The 19,196-nt window shown below is 71.1% G+C and carries 19 protein-coding genes; 17 read left to right on the top strand and 2 right to left on the bottom strand.

From position 1 onward, the window contains the following. Positions 1–3 precede the first annotated feature (3 nt). On the top strand, positions 4–1,506 hold the full coding sequence (locus tag ABC270_RS02370) for a C40 family peptidase (RefSeq protein WP_412879322.1): 1,503 nt from the start codon (positions 4–6) through the stop codon (positions 1,504–1,506). Positions 1,507–1,599: 93 nt separating this feature from the next. On the opposite strand, the gene ABC270_RS02375 is transcribed toward ABC270_RS02370, so the two are convergent. Beyond that, complete coding sequence (locus ABC270_RS02375; protein WP_058724103.1) at positions 1,600–2,091, bottom strand: inorganic diphosphatase; 492 nt, start codon at positions 2,089–2,091, stop codon at positions 1,600–1,602. A gap of 51 nt (positions 2,092–2,142) precedes the next feature. Here ABC270_RS02375 and tilS point away from each other — a divergent pair, with 51 nt between their 5' ends. The 15 genes from tilS to ABC270_RS02450 all read left to right on the top strand — a co-directional run bounded on the left by tilS (position 2,143) and on the right by ABC270_RS02450 (position 15,257). Next, positions 2,143–3,162: a tRNA lysidine(34) synthetase TilS gene (tilS, locus tag ABC270_RS02380; RefSeq protein WP_412879323.1), complete on the top strand. Its 1,020-nt coding sequence runs from the start codon at positions 2,143–2,145 to the stop codon at positions 3,160–3,162. Between the two features lie 9 nt (positions 3,163–3,171). Then, positions 3,172–3,723: a hypoxanthine phosphoribosyltransferase gene (gene hpt / locus ABC270_RS02385; protein WP_412879324.1), complete on the top strand. Its 552-nt coding sequence runs from the start codon at positions 3,172–3,174 to the stop codon at positions 3,721–3,723. A 149-nt stretch (positions 3,724–3,872) separates the two neighbouring features. Continuing rightward, positions 3,873–5,858, top strand: coding sequence for an ATP-dependent zinc metalloprotease FtsH (ftsH, locus tag ABC270_RS02390; RefSeq protein WP_412879325.1), 1,986 nt, complete (start codon positions 3,873–3,875; stop codon positions 5,856–5,858). Between the two features lie 9 nt (positions 5,859–5,867). Then, a complete protein-coding gene (gene folP / locus ABC270_RS02395; RefSeq protein ID WP_412879326.1) occupies positions 5,868–6,863 on the top strand; it encodes a dihydropteroate synthase in 996 nt (331 codons plus the stop codon). Continuing rightward, the gene (gene folB / locus ABC270_RS02400) at positions 6,860–7,258 is read left to right on the top strand and encodes a dihydroneopterin aldolase (protein ID WP_412879327.1); all 399 of its coding nucleotides are present in this window, start codon (positions 6,860–6,862) and stop codon (positions 7,256–7,258) included. Before folP ends, folB begins: the two co-directional genes overlap by 4 nt. Next, a complete protein-coding gene (gene folK, locus ABC270_RS02405) occupies positions 7,255–7,959 on the top strand; it encodes a 2-amino-4-hydroxy-6-hydroxymethyldihydropteridine diphosphokinase (protein ID WP_412879328.1) in 705 nt (234 codons plus the stop codon). The genes folB and folK overlap by 4 nt, the downstream gene beginning before the upstream one ends. Beyond that, positions 7,956–8,444, top strand: coding sequence for a DUF3180 domain-containing protein (locus tag ABC270_RS02410; protein WP_412879329.1), 489 nt, complete (start codon positions 7,956–7,958; stop codon positions 8,442–8,444). Before folK ends, ABC270_RS02410 begins: the two co-directional genes overlap by 4 nt. A 16-nt stretch (positions 8,445–8,460) precedes the next feature. Continuing rightward, on the top strand, positions 8,461–8,982 hold the full coding sequence (locus tag ABC270_RS02415) for a PH domain-containing protein (RefSeq protein ID WP_412879330.1): 522 nt from the start codon (positions 8,461–8,463) through the stop codon (positions 8,980–8,982). 10 nt (positions 8,983–8,992) lie between these two features. Beyond that, entirely contained in the window at positions 8,993–10,756 is a 1,764-nt protein-coding gene (locus ABC270_RS02420; RefSeq protein ID WP_412879331.1) for a PH domain-containing protein, read from the top strand. Next, positions 10,753–11,445 carry a Rossmann-like and DUF2520 domain-containing protein gene (locus ABC270_RS02425; RefSeq protein ID WP_412879332.1) on the top strand — a complete coding sequence of 231 codons (693 nt, stop codon included), beginning with the start codon at positions 10,753–10,755 and terminating at the stop codon, positions 11,443–11,445. Before ABC270_RS02420 ends, ABC270_RS02425 begins: the two co-directional genes overlap by 4 nt. 92 nt (positions 11,446–11,537) lie before the next feature. After that, positions 11,538–13,043 carry a lysine--tRNA ligase gene (gene lysS, locus ABC270_RS02430; RefSeq protein ID WP_412879333.1) on the top strand — a complete coding sequence of 502 codons (1,506 nt, stop codon included), beginning with the start codon at positions 11,538–11,540 and terminating at the stop codon, positions 13,041–13,043. Between the two features lie 29 nt (positions 13,044–13,072). Continuing rightward, positions 13,073–13,276, top strand: coding sequence for a hypothetical protein (locus ABC270_RS02435; protein WP_031273270.1), 204 nt, complete (start codon positions 13,073–13,075; stop codon positions 13,274–13,276). 235 nt (positions 13,277–13,511) lie between these two features. Beyond that, a complete protein-coding gene (locus tag ABC270_RS02440; protein ID WP_412879334.1) occupies positions 13,512–13,637 on the top strand; it encodes a hypothetical protein in 126 nt (41 codons plus the stop codon). A 74-nt stretch (positions 13,638–13,711) separates the two neighbouring features. Then, entirely contained in the window at positions 13,712–13,843 is a 132-nt protein-coding gene (locus ABC270_RS02445; protein WP_275935013.1) for a hypothetical protein, read from the top strand. Positions 13,844–14,189: 346 nt separating this feature from the next. Continuing rightward, a complete protein-coding gene (locus ABC270_RS02450; protein ID WP_412879335.1) occupies positions 14,190–15,257 on the top strand; it encodes a sigma-70 family RNA polymerase sigma factor in 1,068 nt (355 codons plus the stop codon). Positions 15,258–15,390: 133 nt separating this feature from the next. On the opposite strand, the gene ABC270_RS02455 is transcribed toward ABC270_RS02450, so the two are convergent. After that, positions 15,391–16,323 (bottom strand): NAD(+)/NADH kinase, encoded by a 933-nt coding sequence (locus ABC270_RS02455; protein WP_412879336.1) that lies wholly within the window; start codon positions 16,321–16,323, stop codon positions 15,391–15,393. 247 nt (positions 16,324–16,570) lie between these two features. Between ABC270_RS02455 and ABC270_RS02460 the strand changes: the two genes are divergently transcribed. Continuing rightward, positions 16,571–19,069: an ATP-dependent Clp protease ATP-binding subunit gene (locus ABC270_RS02460; protein WP_412879337.1), complete on the top strand. Its 2,499-nt coding sequence runs from the start codon at positions 16,571–16,573 to the stop codon at positions 19,067–19,069. Positions 19,070–19,196 lie beyond the last annotated feature (127 nt).

Consider the following 19,196-nt stretch of genomic DNA (forward strand, 5'->3'; position numbering starts at 1 on the left):
ACCATGAAGCAGCCCGCCCGGTCCCTGACCTGCACCGCGGTCGTCGCCGTCGTCGGCATCGGCCTGTCCGTCGCCCTCGCCGCCCCGGCGCAGGCGGCGCCGTCGGCCCCGAGCTGGGACGACGTGCGGGCGGCGAAGTCCGACGCGGCAGCGGCGCAGCGCACGGCGGACGAGCTCAACGACCGGCTCGAGACGCTGCAGGACGCGGCGGACTCCGCCGGCGTCCGCGAGATGCAGGCCGGTCAGACCTACGCGCTCGCGGCGTCGCAGCAGCAGCAGGCCCAGCAGACGCTCGACGGACTGCGTGGACAGGCGAAGCGAGCCGAGAAGCAGGCGGAGGCGTCCGCGGGGCAGGTCGCCTCGCTCGTCGTCGAACTCGCGCGGACCGGCGGCGGGGACCTCTCGACCGCGATGCTCGTGGACGCGAAGGACTCGAAGGACCTGCTGTACCGCGTCGGCACGATGGCGCACCTGTCCCAGCACTCGGCCACCGTGCTCGCGGCTGCCGAGGCGGACCAGAACACGGTCGACGCGATCGCCGCCCAGCAGCGTTCCGCGACGAAGGCCCTGGCCACGGCCACCGCCACCACCAAGCGGGCCCTCGACGACGCGAACGCGGTCGCCGCCGCGGCGCAGCAGCGGGTGCAGAAGGAGCAGGACCAGCAGGGGCAGGTCCTCGAGCAGCTCGCCTTCCTCAAGGGCACGAGCCTCGCGACCGAGACCGCGTACTGGAACGCCCAGCAGGCGAAGCAGGCGGCGGCGGCACTCCCGACGACCTCGGGCGGCTCGTCGTCGGGTGGCGGCAGCGCTGCGTCCGGCGGCGCCTCGTCCTCCGGTGGCGGCTCGCCCGCGGGCGGTGGTTCGTCCTCGGGTGCTGGTTCGTCGTCCGGAGCAGGCTCGTCGTCGGGTGGTGCCTCGGCGTCCGGTGGTGGCTCGGCGTCCGGTGGCGGGCCGTCCTCTGGTGGCGCGTCGTCCTCGGGTGGTGGCTCGTCCTCGAGCGGCGGTTCGTCGTCCGGCGGGTCGAGCAGCCCGAGCCAGCCGAGCCGTCCGGCCCCGAAGCCGGCCCCGAAGCCGACCCCGACCCCGACGCCGACCCCGGCTCCGAGCTCGCCGTCACGGGCCGCCGGCGCCATCGCCTTCGCGCGGGCCCAGCTCGGCGACGCCTACGTGTGGGGTGCCGCGGGTCCGAACACCTGGGACTGCTCGGGCCTCGTGATGATGGCCTACAACTCCCAGGGCGTGGCGACCGGTGGCCACAACGTCGTCTGGCAGTACAACTACTTCGCCTCGATCGGTCGGCTCGTCCCGCTCTCGCAGCGCCAGCCCGGCGACATCCTGTTCTACTCGAGCAACGGAACCGCCAGCGGGGGTTACCACGACTCGATCTACACCGGCAACGACCAGATGATCGAGGCCGCACGCCCCGGCGTCGGCGTGGTCGAGCGCGCCGTCTGGCTGCCGAACCAGCTGCTGCCGTACGTCGCGCGCCCCACCGGCTCGCTCTGACGCGACGGCACACCGAACCCCGGGACATCGCCCCGGAACGAACGACGCGCCCCGCACGAGCGGGGCGCGTCGTTCGTCAGCAGGTGCGGACGATCAGTGACCGGCGGGGACGTAGGCCTGCTGGCCGGCCTGCACGATCGCCTCGGCCTCGGCGGCGTCGCCCCAGCCCTCGGCCTTGACCCACTTGTTCGGCTCGAGGTCCTTGTAGCGCTCGAAGAAGTGCGCGATCTCGGCCTTCGTCTGCTCGTCGACGTCCGAGATGTCCTGGATGTGCTGCCAGCGCGGGTCCTTGGCGGGGACCACGAGGACCTTCGCGTCGTTGCCGGCCTCATCGCTCATCTTGAACACACCGACCGGGCGGACCTTCACGCCGACGCCCGGGAACACCGGGTACTCGAGCAGCAGGAGCGCGTCCACGGGGTCGCCGTCGTCCGCGAGGGTGTTCTCGAAGAACCCGTAGTCGGTCGGGTACACGAACGAGGTGAACAGCACGCGGTCGAGGTACACGCGACCGGTCTCGTGGTCGACCTCGTACTTGTTGCGGCTGCCCTTGGGGATCTCGACGACGACGTCGTACGCGGCCATGTTGCGCTCCTGGTCTCATGTGCGGGAAGAAAGCGCGGCTAACGTTACCGGGTGAACACTCCGCGTCCCCGGTTGGACCCCGCCACCGCCGAGACCCGGCGTGCGGTGCGCACCCTGCTCGAGACGGCCCGTGCGGACGGCGTCCTCGCGGAGGGCGACGTCGTCCTCGTCGCGCTGAGCGGGGGAGCGGACTCGCTCGCGCTCGCCGCCGCGACCGCGTTCGAGGCGCCGAAGCAGGCGCTGCGCGCCGGCGCGGTCGTGGTCGACCACGCGCTCCAGGCGGGCTCCGCGGACGTGGCGAGCCGTGCCTCCAGGCAGGGTGCGGAGCTGGGACTCGACCCGGTGACGGTCCGTCGGGTGGCCGTCGGTCCCGCGGGCGGTCCCGAAGGGGCCGCACGGGAGGCACGGCACGCCTCGATCGCCCAGGTCGCCGCCGACGTCGGGTCGCCACTGGTCCTGTTCGGCCACACGCTCGACGACCAGGCCGAGACCGTCCTGCTCGGCCTGCTCCGCGGGAGCGGACCGGACGCGCTCTCCGGCATGCCGCCGCTCGCCGTGCGCTCCTCGGGCCCGGCCTACGGTCGTCCGCTGCTCGGCGTCCGCCGACACACCACGCGTGCGGCGTGCGTCGCTGCAGGCCTCGTGCCGTGGGACGACCCGCAGAACAGCGACCCGGCGTACGGGCGCGTCCGGGTGCGGAACACCCTGATGCCGGCACTCGAGCGGGAGCTCGGCGCCGGTGTGCCCGAAGCGCTCGCCCGCACGGCCGACCAGCTCCGCGAGGACTCCGCCGCGCTCGACCACTTCGCCGAGGAGATGGCCGAGGACCTCGCCGAGCACTCCGAGGCGGGGATCTCGCTGTCCGTGCGCGAGCTCGCCGCGAACCCGCCCGCACTCCGCCAACGGCTCGTCCGGCTCGCCGTCGAGAGCGAGTTCGGGGTGACGCTCTCGCGGGTGCAGACCCTCGAGGTCTGCCGGCTCGTCACCGAGTGGCACGGGCAGGGCCCGATCGACCTGCCGGGCGTGCGGGCCTCGCGGGAGGGCGAGCGCATCGAGTTCGCCGCCCGTTAGAGTGCTGTGGTGGAACTCTCCGACGTCCAGGCAGACCTGTCCGAAGTGCTCTTCACCCCCGAGCAGATCGACGAGAAGCTCGCCGAACTCGCCGCGGTGGTCGACCGTGACTACGCGGGCAAGGACCCCCTGCTCGTCGGCGTGCTCAAGGGTGCGGTCATGGTGATGGCCGACTTCTCCCGCCACCTCAAGATGCAGGCGCGCATGGACTGGATGGCGGTGTCGTCCTACGGCTCCGGCACGAAGTCGTCCGGTGTGGTCCGGATCCTCAAGGACCTCGACACCGACCTGCACGGCCGCGACGTCATCATCGTCGAGGACATCATCGACTCCGGCCTGACGCTGTCGTGGCTCAAGCAGAACCTCGAGTCCCGCGGCGCCGCGAGCGTCGAGATCGTCGCACTGCTCCGCAAGCCCGAGGCCGCCAAGGTCGAGGTGGACGTGAAGTACGTCGGCTTCGAGATCCCGGACGCATTCGTGGTGGGGTACGGCCTCGACTTCGACGAGCGCTACCGCAACCTGCGGGGCATCGGCGTCCTGGCACCGCACGTGTACGCCTGACCGCGTCCGGCTGAGTGCACTCGGCTGGCCCTGGCGGGGCGTGGAGTTCGCCCGCAGAGGACACCCATTCTCGCCACAGAATCACGGCCGTATGCTGACCTGCACGCAACTTCGGCAGAGAAAGGTGTCGGGCGTCCTGCCCGGATCACATGGACTTCAAGCGCATCCTCCGCGGGCCGTACATCTACATCTTGATCGCGCTCGTGGGGATCTGGATCGGCTGGGCGGTCATCAGTCAGGCCGGCACCCAGCAGATCGACACCCAGAAGGGCCTGCAGCAGCTCGCCGACGACAAGGTCTCCTCCGTCGTCGTGAACTCCACCGAGCAGCGCGTCGACCTCAAGCTGAAGGACGGCACGACCGAGCAGTTCTACTACGCGACGCCGCGTGGTGAGGACGTCATCAAGGCCGTCGACGACGCCAACCTGCCGGACGGCTACACCGACCGCGTGCAGCAGTCGAACTGGTTCCTCTCGCTGCTCGGGATCATCCTGCCGTTCCTGATCATCGGCGCGCTCTTCTGGTTCCTGCTCTCGAGCGCCCAGGGCGGCGGCTCGAAGGTCATGCAGTTCGGCAAGTCCCGCGCGAAGATGAACAACAAGGAGAACCCGCAGGTCTCCTTCGCGGACGTCGCCGGATCGGACGAGGCCATCGAGGAGCTCCACGAGATCAAGGAGTTCCTGCAGGAGCCCGCGAAGTTCCAGGCCGTCGGCGCGAAGATCCCCAAGGGCGTCCTGCTCTACGGCCCTCCCGGCACCGGCAAGACCCTCCTCGCCCGTGCGGTCGCCGGCGAGGCCGGTGTGCCGTTCTACTCGATCTCCGGTTCGGACTTCGTCGAGATGTTCGTCGGTGTCGGTGCGAGCCGCGTCCGCGACCTGTTCGATCAGGCCAAGCAGAACGCCCCCGCCATCGTCTTCATCGACGAGATCGACGCCGTCGGTCGTCACCGCGGTGCGGGCATCGGCGGCGGCAACGACGAGCGCGAGCAGACGCTGAACCAGCTCCTCGTCGAGATGGACGGCTTCGACGGCAAGACCAACGTCATCCTGATCGCCGCGACGAACCGTCCGGACGTCCTCGACCCCGCGCTGCTGCGCCCGGGCCGCTTCGACCGGCAGATCGGCGTGGACGCCCCGTCGCTCGACGGCCGCAAGCAGATCCTCGAGGTGCACGCGAAGGGCAAGCCCCTCGCCGCGAGCGTCGACCTCGAGCTGCTCGCCCGCAAGACGCCGGGCTTCACCGGCGCCGACCTGGCGAACGTCCTCAACGAGGCAGCGCTCCTGACGGCACGCTCGAACGCGCAGCTCATCGACAACCGTGCCCTCGACGAGGCCGTGGACCGCGTGATGGCCGGACCGCAGCGCCGCACGCGCATCATGTCCGACCAGGAGAAGCTCATCACGGCGTACCACGAGGGTGGACACGCCCTCGCGGCCGCGGCGATGCGCCACACCGACCCGGTCACGAAGATCACGATCCTGCCGCGCGGTCGCGCCCTCGGCTACACGATGGTGCTCCCGCTCGAGGACAAGTACTCCGTCACCCGCAACGAGCTGCTCGACCAACTCACGTACGCCATGGGCGGCCGCGTGGCCGAGGAGATCGTCTTCCACGACCCCACGACGGGTGCGTCGAACGACATCGAGAAGGCCACGTCCACCGCTCGCAAGATGGTCACCGAGTACGGCATGAGCCGTGCGGTCGGGTCCGTCAAGCTCGGATCGGGATCGAGTGAGCCGTTCGTCGGTCGTGAGATGGGCGGCGGCAGCGGTCGCGACTACTCGGAGAACATCGCCGAGACGGTCGACGCGGAGACCCGTGCGCTGCTCGAGGCCGCGCACGACGAGGCCTACGAGGTCCTCAACGCCAACCGTGACATCCTCGACCGCCTCGCCGGAGAGCTCCTCGAGAAGGAAACGCTCGACGCGCCGGAACTCGTGGAGATCTTCAAGGACGTCCGCAAGCTGCCCGAGCGCCCACAGTGGCTGTCGAGCGACAAGCGGCCGGTCTCGAACCTCCCGGCGATCGAGTTCCCCGGCAAGGCCGCCTCGACCGCGGCCGAGCCGAGCGACACCGAGTCGTCGTCGAAGCCCCGTCGTCGCCCGTTCGGCAACCCCGGTATCGCCCCCGCGTAGGTCGCCGGCATGACCGACCTGCCGACGAGACGCTTGCGTCGCCTCGCCGAGGCGGACCGTGCGCGCGCCGCCGAACACGAGGCGCGCACCGCCGCGGCGGAACCGCCGACGGTCGCGATCGACCTCCGTGCACCCGCACCGGTGCCGGAGATCGTGACCGGCCGTCGGCGCGACCGTGCGCCGCAGCAGCCTCCCCACGACCGCACGCGGGTGATGGGCATCCTCAACGTCACCCCCGACTCGTTCAGCGACGGTGGACTGCACCAGGCCTACGACGCCGCCGTGCGGCACGCCCGTGACCTCGTCGCGGCCGGGGCCGACCTCGTCGACGTCGGCGGCGAGTCCACCAGGCCCGGCGCCGAGCGTGTCCCGGTGGAGGTCGAGCAGGACCGCGTCATCCCGGTCGTCCGCGAGCTCGTGGCCGAGGGCATCGCGGTCAGCGTCGACACGATGAACGCGTCGACGGCCGAACGCGCGGTGGAGGCCGGTGCAGCGATCGTGAACGACGTCTCGGGTGGGCTGGCCGACGACGACATGGCCCGGGTCGTGCGCGACACCGGTGCCGGCTTCGTCGTGATGCACTGGCGCGGGCACAGCGACCGGATGTACCGCAACGCCGAGTACGCCCACGCCGTCGACGAGGTCCGCCGCGAGGTCGAGCACCGCGTCGCCGAGCTCATCATCCTCGGCGTGCGCGAGGAGCAGGTGGTCATCGACCCCGGCCTCGGGTTCGCCAAGCAGGGTGTCCAGAACTGGGAGATCCTCGCCGGGTACGAACGCTTCGCCTCGATCGGGCTGCCGGTGCTCGTGGCCGCCTCACGCAAGCGGTTCCTCGACGGGGTCGGCAGCGCTGCCGGAGCACCCCCTCGCGACCGCGACCTCGCCACCGCCGCCATCAGCCTGCTCGCCGCCGAACGCGGCGCGTGGGGGGTGCGCGTGCACGACCCCGCACCGACCCGTGCGGTACTCGACGTCTGGGACGCCTGGAGGGCAGCACGATCATGAGGGACACCATCCGACTCGCCGGGGTCCGTGCCCGGGGGAACCACGGCGTGTTCGACCACGAGCGCGCCGACGGGCAGGACTTCGTCGTCGACGTCGCGGTCGAGGTCGACGCCCGGGTCTCGTCCGGTTCCGACGACCTCGCCGACACGGTCCACTACGGCGTCGTCGCCGAACAGGTCGTCGCGGAGATCGAGGGCGGTCCGGTGGACCTCATCGAGACGCTCGCCGAGCGCATCGCCGCCGCCGTCCTGACGCACCGTGCGGCGCTCGCGGTCGAGGTCACGGTCCACAAGCCGCAAGCGCCCATCACGGTGCCGTTCACGGACGTGTCGATCACGATCCGCCGGACCCGCGGGGGCGGCTTGCCCGGATCCGCCGGCGAGGAGGAAGAGTGAGTCGCGCGGTCATCGCACTCGGCGCCAACCTCGGCGACCGCGGCAGTACGCTCCGGGCCGCAGCCTCGGCGATCGCGGCGCTGCCCGGCGTCTCGCCGGTGGCATCGAGCCGTGAGGTCGAGTCCGTCGCGGTGACGCTCGAGGGACGGGACGAGACGAAGCCGCGGTACCGGAACGCGGTGGTCGTCGTCGAGACCGACCTCGAGCCGCAGGCCCTGCTCGATGCGCTCCACGGGATCGAGGACGAGCACGGCCGCACGCGCGAGGTCCGTTGGGGCGACCGGACGCTCGACCTCGACGTCGTCGCCATCGACGACCTCGTGCTCGACACGGCGACCCTCACGGTGCCGCACCCGCGCGCGGCCGAGCGGGCGTTCGTGCTCGCGCCGTGGGCCGATGCCGACCCGGACGCGGTGCTGCCCGGTGCCGGGGCGGTGGCCGACCTGCTCGACGCCATCGGCGACGACACCGAGCGCGTCGACGAGCCGCGCCTGTTCGACGACGCAGCCCCGACGGGCGACGCACCCGCGACGGGCGACGCAGTCCCGATGGGCGACGGAGCCCCGACGCGCGACGCAGCCGCGATCGCCGGCGTGAGCCGTACGGACGACGCGACCGCGTCGGGTGGCGCGACCGCACCGGACGACGCGAGTCGCACGGACGGGCCGACCCGTGCCTCCCGGCCGGGGGAGCCCACGTGAAGCCGACCCGCGCCTCCGTCCTCGTCAGCGTCGCCGTCGTCGCCGCCGTCGCGGGCTTCGCCGTGGACGCCGTCCTCGCCTCGCGTGGCGCCCCGACCCTCCTGCTCTCCGTCCCGCTCGGCCTGACCCTCGCGTTCATCGGCGTCGCGGTCGTCCTCATGGCGCGCCCCGTCCGGCGTCACGCCAAGGAAGGCGCGCTCCGGCAGCGTGCGGTCGACCCGCTGTACGCCACGCGGGTCGTCGTCCTCGCGAAGGCGTCCAGCATCGGTGGCGCGCTCTTCGGCGGGTTCGGCGTCGGCCTGCTCCTGTACCTGCTGACCCGGAACGCGACCCCTTCGCTAGGCTCGACCCTGCCGAACGCCGTGGCGCTCGGCGGAGCAGTGGTCCTGACGGTGTGCGCCCTGGTCGCCGAACGGATGTGCATCGCCCCGCCCGGCGACGACGACCGGGACGACCGCCCCGGCGGCTCGGCGGCCACGAACTGAGGGAGCGGAGCCCGCGATGCCGAGAGAACGACTCGACGAGCCGGGCCTCGGCCTGACCGGCACCACCTGGACGCGGGTGTCCCCGAAGCTCGTGTGGACGGAGCTCGTGACCACCGTGGCCATCGGCGTCGTCGTGACCGCGGGCTGCGTGCTCCTCGGCGTCGTCAACGGCGGCTTCGACCGGACCGCGGGCACCGTGTGGACGCTGATCGGCATCGCGATCGGCATCGTCGCGCTCGTCACGGCGGTGCTCACCCCGCGCCGGGTCCGCTCGATCGGGTACGCACTGCGGGACGACGACCTGGTGTTCCGTCGTGGTCTGATGTGGCAGCGGTTCACGGCCGTGCCGTACGGCCGCATGCAGCTCGTCGACGTCGCGCGCGGTCCGCTCGACCGCGCGCTCGGCATGAGCGAGCTGAAGTTCGTCACGGCCGCGGCCGCGACCAACGTCCGGATCCCGGGCATCCCCGCGGCGGACGCCGACGATCTCCGCGACCGCCTGGTCGAGCTCGCCGAGTCCCGACGCGCCGGACTCTGAGGGGCTCGCCGTGACCTTCCGCCCCGGGCCTCCGTCGCCGACCCCGCCGAGCCAGGTCGGCAACGCCGCAGCCGCTGCGCCCCTGACCGACGGGGAGTGGCACCGGCTGCACCCGCTGACGCCCCTGCTGCGCGGCGGGATCGTCCTCATCGTCGTGCTCGGGTACGTGCTCAACAGCCTCCGTGACCAGCTCGTCGAGCTCGTGATCCCCGGGGGTGGTCCACCCGACGACGGTGACCCGGTCCGCTACGTGTACGAGCACGGGGCGGTCGGCTGGGTGCTGCTCGGCGTCGTCGTGCTCCTCGTGGTGCTCATCGGGCTCTTCTACCTGTCGTGGCGGATGCACGAGTTCCGCGTCACGGGGGAGATCGTCGAGGTGCGTTCGGGCGTGCTCTTCCGCAACGACCGGAAGGCCCGGCTCGACCGCATCCAGGGCATCAACATCTCCCGGCCGATCCTGCCGCGGCTCCTCGGCACCGCGAAGCTCGAGATCGCGCAGGCGGGCAACGACGCCAACGTGCAGCTCGCCTACCTCGGGTCGAAGCCCGCGGAGGACCTCCGTCGACGCATCCTCGTGCTCGCCTCGGGGGCGAAGGACGACGAGCGGCAGGGGCCGGGGCGGCAGTCGTACGGCGTGCTGCAGGACCGGCTCGAGGAGGTGTTCTCGCCCGAGCTCGACCCCGCCGCGGTGCAGGCCACCCGGGTCGTCAAGGTCCACCCGGGCCGGCTCATCGCGTCGATGCTGCTCTCCACGACGACCGTGTTCCTCGTCGTGCTCGTCGCGGTGATCATCGTGAGCATCGCGCTCACGGGCGAGTACGGCATCCTCTTCGCGCTGTTCCCCACCGTGATCGGTGCGGGCGGCTACTACGTCCGGAAGTTCTCGCGCTCCCTGCAGTACACGATCGCCGAGACCCGCGACGGCATCCGGATCGGCTTCGGCCTCGTGTCGACCTCGAACGAGACGCTGCCGCCCGGGCGCATCCACGCCGTGAGCGTCGCGCAGCCGCTGCTCTGGCGTCCGTTCGGCTGGTGGGACATCCGCATCAACCGGGCCACGAACGCCGGCAACGGGCAGTCGACCAACCAGCAGGCGTCCTCGATCGTGCTGCCCGTCGGTCGTGCCGAGGACGTCCGCGAGGTCCTCGACATCATCCTCCCGGGCCTCGTCGGCTCAGCCGTCGCCGGTCCGCGGGCGTCGCAGGAGGAACTGCGCGAGGGATCGGCGGAGGCCGTGAACGTCGTCGACGACAGCCTCACGACGACCGGTGACCACGGCGGGTTCGTCCACTCGCCCCGCCGTGGCGCGTGGCTCCGCCCGCTGTCCTTCCGCCGGAACGGGTACCGGTTCGTGCCGGGTGCGGTCCTGCTGCGACTCGGTGCCGTGTGGCGGTCACTCGTCATCGTGCCGTTGCCGCGCGTGCAGAGCGTCAAGGTCGAGCAGGGGCCGCTGGAACGCCTCCTCCGGCTCGCCGCCGTGCACGTGCACACCGTGCAGGGCCCGGTGAGTGCGCGCCTCGGAGCGATCGACGCGCTCGACGCGCAGCGGCTGTGGTCGGAGACCGCGCACCGCGCCGTCGAGGCCGCTGCGGTCGACACGTCCCACCGGTGGCGCGAACGGGAGGCACGGCTCGCGCCCGCCACGGACCGTCCGGACGCACAGCGGGTCGCCCCCGGCGCCGGACCGACCACCTCGGCACCCCAGCCCGCCTGGCGGGGACAGGACGGGCCTCCCGGCTGGGACGGCGTCCCCGGACCCGGAGCAGCGCGGTGAGGGCGGGGCGACTCGGCGTCGGCATCGTCGGCGCCGGACGGGTCGGACCCGTCCTCGGTGCGGCGCTCGCGAACGCGGAGCACGCCGTCGTCGGCGTGACCGCCGTGTCCGACGCCGGGCGCGACCGCGCCGAGGCGATGCTGCCCGGGGTCCCCGTGCTCGCGACACCGGACCTCGTCGAACGGAGCGAGCTCGTGCTGCTCGCGGTGCCGGACGACCAGCTCGGCGGGCTCGTGCAGGGGCTCGCGGACGCCGGGATCTGGCAGCCGGGCCAGCTCGTCGTGCACACGAGTCCCGACCACGGCACCGAGATCCTGCGGCCGGCCCTCGCGGCGGGTGCGATCCCGCTCGCGATCCACCCGGCGATGGTGTTCACCGGCACGAGCGTCGACCTCAGCCGCCTCCGTGACGCCTACTGCGCGGTCACCGCACCGGCACCGGTGCTCCCGATCGCGCAGGCCCTCGTGGTCGAGATGGGCGCCGAGCCGTTCGTCGTGGCCGAGCAGGACCGTCCCGCGTACGCCGACGCCGTCCGGGCGGCAGCGAGCTTCTCGACCGCGATCGTCGAGCAGTCCGCCGGCACGCTCGACGGCATCGGGGTCGAGCACCCCGGTCGGGTCCTCGGCGCCCTCGTCCGGAGCGCGGTCGACAACGCGCTCGCCGCGGCCGACGGCCAGGCGCGGCTCTGACGGACGGTCCTGACGTCCGCGGTTCCCGGCCGGCAGTCCGCGCCGGGTAGCATTTCCGCATCCCCCACGACCCCATCGGAGCCGCACGAGCAATGAGCGAAGAGACCGCCGCCGCAGACGTCCTGTCCGCCGAGGAGACCAGTGAGCAGCGACAGGTCCGGCTCGACAAGCGGTCGAAGCTCCTCGACGCCGGGATCGAGGCCTACCCGGCCGCGCTGCCGATCACCACGACGATCCCCGAGGTCCGTGCGCAGTACGCCTCGCTCGAGACCGGCGAGGAGACCCAGGACGTCGTCGGTGTGGCCGGGCGGATCGTGTTCTCGCGCAACACCGGCAAGCTCTGCTTCGCGTCGCTGCAGTCCGGAGACGGCTCGCGCATCCAGGCGATGGTCTCCCTGGCGGAGGTGGGCGAGGAGTCGCTCGCGCGCTGGAAGGAGTTCGTCGACCTCGGCGACCACGTGTTCGTGCACGGGCGCGTCATCTCCTCGCGCCGCGGCGAGCTGTCGATCATGGTCGACGACTGGCAGATCGCGGCGAAGGCGATCCTGCCGCTGCCGAACCTCCACAACGAGCTGAACGAGGAGACCCGGGTCCGCCAGCGCTACCTCGACCTCATCGTGCGTGACGACGCCCGCAGGACCGTCCGCGCCCGAGCCGCCGTGATGGCATCGCTCCGCCAGACCTTCGCCTCGCACGAGTACCTCGAGGTCGAGACGCCGATGCTGCAGACCCAGCACGGCGGGGCGTCGGCGCGACCGTTCGTCACGCACTCGAACGCGTTCGACACCGAGCTCTACCTGCGCATCGCTCCCGAGCTCTTCCTCAAGCGCGCGGTCGTCGGCGGCATCGACCGGGTGTTCGAGGTCAACCGGAACTTCCGCAACGAGGGCGCCGACTCGACGCACTCGCCCGAGTTCGCGATGCTCGAGGCCTACCAGGCGTACGGCGACTACGAGCAGATGGCCGACCTCACGCAGGAGCTCGTGCAGAACGCGGCCCGTGCGGTGACCGGCGGCTCGCTCGAGGTCACCTGGGCCGACGGCACCACGTACGACCTCGGCGGCGAGTGGCCGCGCATCGACATGTACGGCTCGCTCTCCGAAGCGGCCGGTCGCGAGATCAGCCCCGAGACGCCGCTGTCCGAGCTCCAGGCGCTGGCCGAGGCCGAGGGGGTCGAGGTCGCGCACGCCACGCACGGCAAGTACGTCGAGGAGCTCTGGGAGCACTTCGTCATCGATTCGCTCGACCGCCCGACGTTCGTCATGAACTTCCCGGTCGACACCTCGCCGCTGACCCGACAGCACCGCACCCGCCCGGGCATCGTCGAGAAGTGGGACCTCTACGTCCGTGGGTTCGAGCTCGCGACGGCGTACTCGGAGCTGGTCGACCCGGTCGTGCAGCGGGAGCGGTTCGTCGAGCAGGCGAAGCTCGCTGCCGGCGGCGACCCCGAGGCGATGCGCGTCGACGAGGAGTTCCTGCGGGCCCTCGAGCACGCCATGCCGCCGTCGGGTGGCATGGGCATGGGGATCGACCGGCTGCTCATGGCGATCACGGGGCTCGGCATCCGCGAGACCATCCTGTTCCCGCTGGTCAAGTAGCCCACGGCCGGGGGAGTTAGGATGACCCGGTGCCGCATGGAGTCGTGACCGGGATCATCTTCGCCCTGACGCCGACCGTCATCGTCGGCCTCATCTTCTGGTTCGTCATGCGCGCGATCATGCGCGCGGACCGCACCGAGCGCGCTGCCTACGCCAAGGTCGAAGCCGAGGAGCGCGCCCGCTTCGAGCGCGAACACGGCCGGCCCGCGCCCTCTCCCGCGTCCGCCGAGTAGCCGCAGCCAGACCGCCACCGGCTCCTGCGGGACCGGAGCGCCGGCACGGTCCCAGTCCGCACCGGAGTGCCGTGCCCGGCCGCAGCGGCGACGGAGTGCCGTGCCCGGCCGCAGCGGCGACGGAGTGCCGTGCCCGGCCGCAGCGGCGACGGAGTGCCGTCCCGGGCCGCAGCCGCGCCGGCGCGCCGACGTCCCCGTTCACCGGCGGTTCACGCGCCGGTGCTCCACTGACGGCATGACCTCCGTCCCGCCGGACCCCGCCGACCTCGACCCCGAGGACGCCTTCGGCCACCCGGTGCTCGGCGACCCCGCTCGTGACGAGCGCTGGGTCGACGGCGACGAGGACGACGTCGACGTCTGACCGCCCGGGGCCCGTCACCCGCCGTTCACCGCCCGGTCGCGAGCAGGTCGCTCTGCGGGGCGAGCATCGACCGCATGCCCATGCAGCAGTTCCCCGCCGGTCGCAGCCTCGTCGGCGACATCGAGAGCGAGTACGACGAGTTCGACCGCGACGCCGACCTCGAGGTCTCGAAGCGTCGAGACGGGTGGCTCGAACCCTCCTGGTGACCCCCACCCGTTCGGTATTCGGGGTACGACGACCAGATCGCACTGATCCGGCTCGCCGTACCCCTTTCTCGTGTCCACTCGACGCAACAGCGCGGGGTACACGCTCGGAAACGAGCAAGAAACACCGCTGCAACGCCGGAAACACGGCGACATCCTCTTGCCCTCGGGGCTCACGCGGCGTCAGACTGACGACGAGGTCGTACCCCGTGGGGGACGGTTTCGCGAGTGAAGCACGGAGAAGCCTGGGAATCGAACGGAACGATTTGTGGGGTACACCTCGCAACCGCTTTACTCATCAGCACCCCCACCTGAGGCCCATCACCGTCGAACGCAGGGAGAGCGTCACATGACGATCGCAACGGCAGCACCGACCACGAACGCCACCACCCGTCGCAGCACGACCAAGAAGGCCGCGGCCGCGAAGACCGCCGACGCAGCCGTCGAGTCGACCACCCTCGGCACCGAGGTCGAGGCGGACGAGCAGCTCGCCGGCGTCCGCGGCGCCTCCGTCGACCAGGTCGGCGACTACCTCCGCCACATCGGCCGGCTCTCGCTCCTCACCGCCGAGGAAGAGGCGCAGATCGCCCGCCGCATCGAGGTCGGTCTCTTCGCGGAGGAGAAGCTGAACACCGAGCCCGGGCTCGACAAGAACCTTCAGCGCGAGCTGCGCTGGCTCGTCCGCGACGGTGAGCGCGCCAAGGAGCGCATGATCACCTCGAACCTGCGGCTCGTCGTCAGCATCGCGAAGCGCTACTCGCAGCGCGGCCTGCCGTTCATGGACGTCATCCAGGAGGGCAACCTCGGCCTCGTCCGGGCGGTCGAGAAGTTCGACTTCACCCAGGGCTACAAGTTCTCGACCTACGCGACCTGGTGGATCCGGCAGGCCATCTCGCGCGGCCTCGCCGACAAGGCCCGGACGATCCGCATCCCGGTCCACACCGTCGAGCTCATCAACAAGATCAGCCGCACGGAGCGCGACCTCACCGTCGACCTCGGCCGTGCTCCGACGCCCGACGAGGTCGCGGCGGAGCTCAGCATGAGCGTCGAGGAGCTCCTCGACCTCAAGGGCCGCTCGCACGAGCCGGTGTCGATCCACACCGTCGTCGGCGACTCGGACGACAGCGAACTCGGCGACTTCATCGAGGACGAGGACGCCGCGAGCCCGAACGAGCTGACCGAGACCACGCTGCTGCACCGCGACATCCGGTCGATCGTGGCCGAGCTCCCGAGCGACGAGGCGAACGTGATCCGCATGCGCTACGGCCTCGACGACGACAAGCCGATGACGCTCGACGAGATCTCGAAGATCGTGCACACGACGCGACAGGCCGTCAGCCGGGTCGAGTCGCGCGCGAAGCTGCGCCTGTTCGCCAAGGCGGTCTCGCAGGACATGCAGCTGTACCTGACCGACTAGGTCAGCGAGGAACTTCGGCCGGGGCGCACGCTCCGGCTCGGGGAACCGGTCCGCTCTGTGGGAAGACGGACCGGTGGGGTGATGGGAAAGGCCCGTCCCGGCGATGCCGGGGCGGGCCTACCGTCGTTCCGGGCTACTGCTCGAGGTCGTGCGAGAGCCGCTGCCGGAGGTCCTGCGGAATGAGCTCGATGAGCTGGTCGGGACGCACCGGCAGGTCGAGCAGGCTGAGCTTCACGCGTCCGGTCCGACCGTGCCGGGCGGCGTCGAGGCGCACCACGCTCGACGCGTCCTTCCGGAGGCGGATGTCGATCTGGGCCCCCGTCGCGACCTCGCCGACGACGAGCCCGTCGACCTCGAGCGCGGCGCTCCGCGTCCCCTCGGCGATGTCGAGCCGGTACCGCTCGCGCGCCGCCAGCACCACGGACCGGTCGATCCCGGCCATCGGGGCGACCGGGGTGACGACCGAGCCCGAGAGCGCCGGGGAGAGCACCGGCCCGCCCGCCGCGTAGTTGTAGGCGGTCGACCCGGCCGGGGTGGAGGCCACGATCGCGTCCGCGCGGTAGTAGCCGTACCCGAGTCCGCCCACGCTGAGGTCCGCCGACACCTGACCCGCTCCCGGGCGCCGGACCACGGTGAGGTCGTTGAACGCGAGGTACTCCGTGCGCGCGCCGCTCCAGGACAGCTTCGCCTCGAGGGCGTGGTGCGGTTCGAGCTGGTACTCGCCGGCGGAGAGCCGTTCGAGCGCCGCCTCGAGCTCCGGGGGCTCGATCTCGACGAGGAAGCCGACGTTGCCGTAGTTCACGCCGAGCACGGGCACGGGTCGTCGGGCGACGAGTCGCATCGCTCCGAGCATGGTGCCGTCGCCGCCGAGCGCCACGACCATGTCCACACGGTCGGTGAACTCGTCCTCGTCGACGACGTCGATCGTGCCGCCCAGGCGCTGCGCGTCGGCACGTCGGGCGATGAGCTCACCGCGGCCGGAGGCGTTCCAGCGGCGCAGGGTCTCGACGGACTCCTGCACGTTCTTGGTCGGGTGGACGACGAGGCCGACGACGGGCTGCTCCATGTCCGGATGGTACCGACACTCGCCGGACAGCACCCTCCGGGTCGCGTCGCGACCACCCGTCGGACGCCAGGCGCGGGGCGGGTCCGCACCGAGCCTCCGCGCCGTCCCGTGGTCGCGTCGCGACCGCGCGGTGCACCAGGCGCACCAGGGGTCACGCCCACGGCGAACAGGGGCAGACCACCAGGGGTCCGCTGGTTAGTCTCGATGTACGTAACCGGGCCAGTTCCGGTCCGGCAAGGGAGAGCACATGTTCGAGAGATTCACCGACCGAGCCCGTCGTGTTGTCGTCCTCGCTCAAGAAGAAGCGAAGATGCTCAACCACAACTACATCGGCACCGAGCACATCCTCCTCGGCCTCATCCACGAGGGCGAGGGCGTCGCCGCCAAGGCGCTGGAGTCGCTCGGCATCTCGCTCGATGCCGTCCGCGAGCAGGTCCAGGACATCATCGGGCAGGGGCAGCAGCAGCCGACCGGGCACATCCCGTTCACGCCGCGCGCCAAGAAGGTGCTCGAGCTGTCCCTGCGCGAGGCGCTGCAGCTCGGCCACAACTACATCGGCACCGAGCACATCCTCCTCGGCCTCATCCGTGAGGGCGAGGGCGTCGCCGCCCAGGTGCTCGTCAAGCTCGGCGCGGACCTCAACCGCGTCCGTCAGCAGGTCATCCAGCTCCTGTCCGGCTACCAGGGCAAGGAAGCGGTCGCCGTCGGCGGCGAGACCCAGCAGAACGCGCAGCAGGGGTCGCAGGTCCTCGACCAGTTCGGTCGGAACCTCACCCAGGCCGCCCGCGACGCCAAGCTCGACCCGGTCATCGGGCGCGAGAAGGAGATGGAGCGGGTCATGCAGATCCTCTCCCGTCGCTCCAAGAACAACCCCGTCCTGATCGGTGAGCCGGGCGTCGGCAAGACCGCGGTCGTCGAGGGCCTCGCCCAGGCGATCGTCAAGGGCGACGTCCCGGAGACGCTGAAGGACAAGCAGCTCTACTCGCTCGACCTCGGGTCGCTCATCGCCGGGTCCCGCTACCGCGGTGACTTCGAGGAGCGCCTCAAGAAGGTCACCAAGGAGATCCGCACCCGCGGCGACATCATCGTCTTCATCGACGAGATCCACACGCTCGTCGGTGCCGGTGCTGCCGAGGGTGCGATCGACGCCGCGTCGATCCTCAAGCCGCTCCTCGCCCGCGGTGAGCTCCAGACCATCGGCGCCACCACGCTCGACGAGTACCGCAAGCACTTCGAGAAGGACGCCGCACTCGAGCGTCGCTTCCAGCCGGTGCAGGTCAACGAGCCGTCGCTGCCGCACGCGATCAACATCCTCAAGGGCCTCCGCGACAAGTACGAGGCGTTCCACAAGGTGTCCATCACCGACGGCGCGATCGTCGCCGCGGCGAACCTCGCGGACCGCTACGTGCAGGACCGCTTCCTGCCCGACAAGGCCATCGACCTGATCGACGAGGCCGGCGCACGCCTGCGTCTGTCGATCCTGTCGGCGCCGCCGGAGCTCCGCGAGTTCGACGAGAAGATCTCGACGGTCCGGGGGTCGAAGGAAGCCGCGATCGAGGAGCAGGACTTCGAGAAGGCCGCGTCGCTCCGTGACGAGGAGAAGAAGCTCCTCGGCGAGCGTCTCCGTCTCGAGAAGCAGTGGCGTGCGGGTGACGTCGCCGCGTCCGGCACCGTCGACGAGGGCATCATCGCCGAGGTCCTGGCGCAGGCCACGGGCATCCCGGTGTTCAAGCTCACGGAAGAGGAGACCTCGCGTCTCGTCTTCATGGAGAAGGCCCTGCACGAGCGCGTCATCGGTCAGGAAGAGGCCATCTCGGCCCTCTCGAAGACCATCCGTCGCACCCGTGCCGGTCTGAAGGACCCGAACCGCCCCTCGGGCTCGTTCATCTTCGCCGGCCCCACGGGCGTCGGGAAGACCGAGCTCGCCAAGGCGCTCGCCGAGTTCCTCTTCGACGACGAGGGCGCGCTGATCTCCCTCGACATGTCGGAGTTCGGCGAGAAGCACACGGTTTCGCGACTCTTCGGTGCCCCTCCCGGGTTCGTCGGCTTCGAGGAGGGCGGCCAGCTCACCGAGAAGGTCCGCCGGAAGCCGTTCTCCGTGGTCCTCTTCGACGAGATCGAGAAGGCCCACCCGGACATCTTCAACTCGCTGCTGCAGGTGCTCGAGGAAGGCCGTCTCACCGACGGTCAGGGCCGGGTCGTCGACTTCAAGAACACCGTCATCATCATGACCACGAACCTCGGTTCGCAGGGCATCGCGGGTGGCCCGGTGGGCTTCCAGATCGAGGGCGACTCGGGCGTCGGCTACGACCGCATGCGCTCGAAGGTGAACGAGGAGCTCAAGAAGCACTTCAAGCCGGAGTTCCTCAACCGTGTCGACGACACGATCGTGTTCCCGCAGCTCTCGCAGGACGAGCTCCTGCAGATCGTGGACCTGTTCGTGAAGCGTCTGGCGGACCGCCTCCTCGACCGCGACATGACGGTGGAGCTCACGCTCGCCGCCAAGGAGCAGCTCATCAAGGTCGGGTTCGACCCCGCCCTCGGTGCCCGCCCGCTGCGCCGGGCGATGCAGCACGAGGTCGAGGACCAGCTGTCCGAGCACATCCTGCAGGGGGAGCTCAACGCCGGCGACCACGTCAAGGTCGACTTCCACGACGGTGCGTTCCAGTTCGAGACCGGGCGTCAGCCGGGTCGCGAAGAGGTCCTCACCGGCGCTGCCGAGCCGGCCGGCGAGATCGAGTCCTAGGATGCGACCTCGTCACGGACGGGAGGCGCGGTGCCAGCTGGCACCGCGCCTCCCGTCCGTCATGGGTCGTGAGCAGTCCGTATCCCGTCACGTTGCGCGGATCGTGCTCCACATCCGTCGCCGTGTC

The sequence above is a fragment of the Curtobacterium phoenicis genome (assembly GCF_047238015.1).
Lineage (GTDB): Bacteria > Actinomycetota > Actinomycetes > Actinomycetales > Microbacteriaceae > Curtobacterium.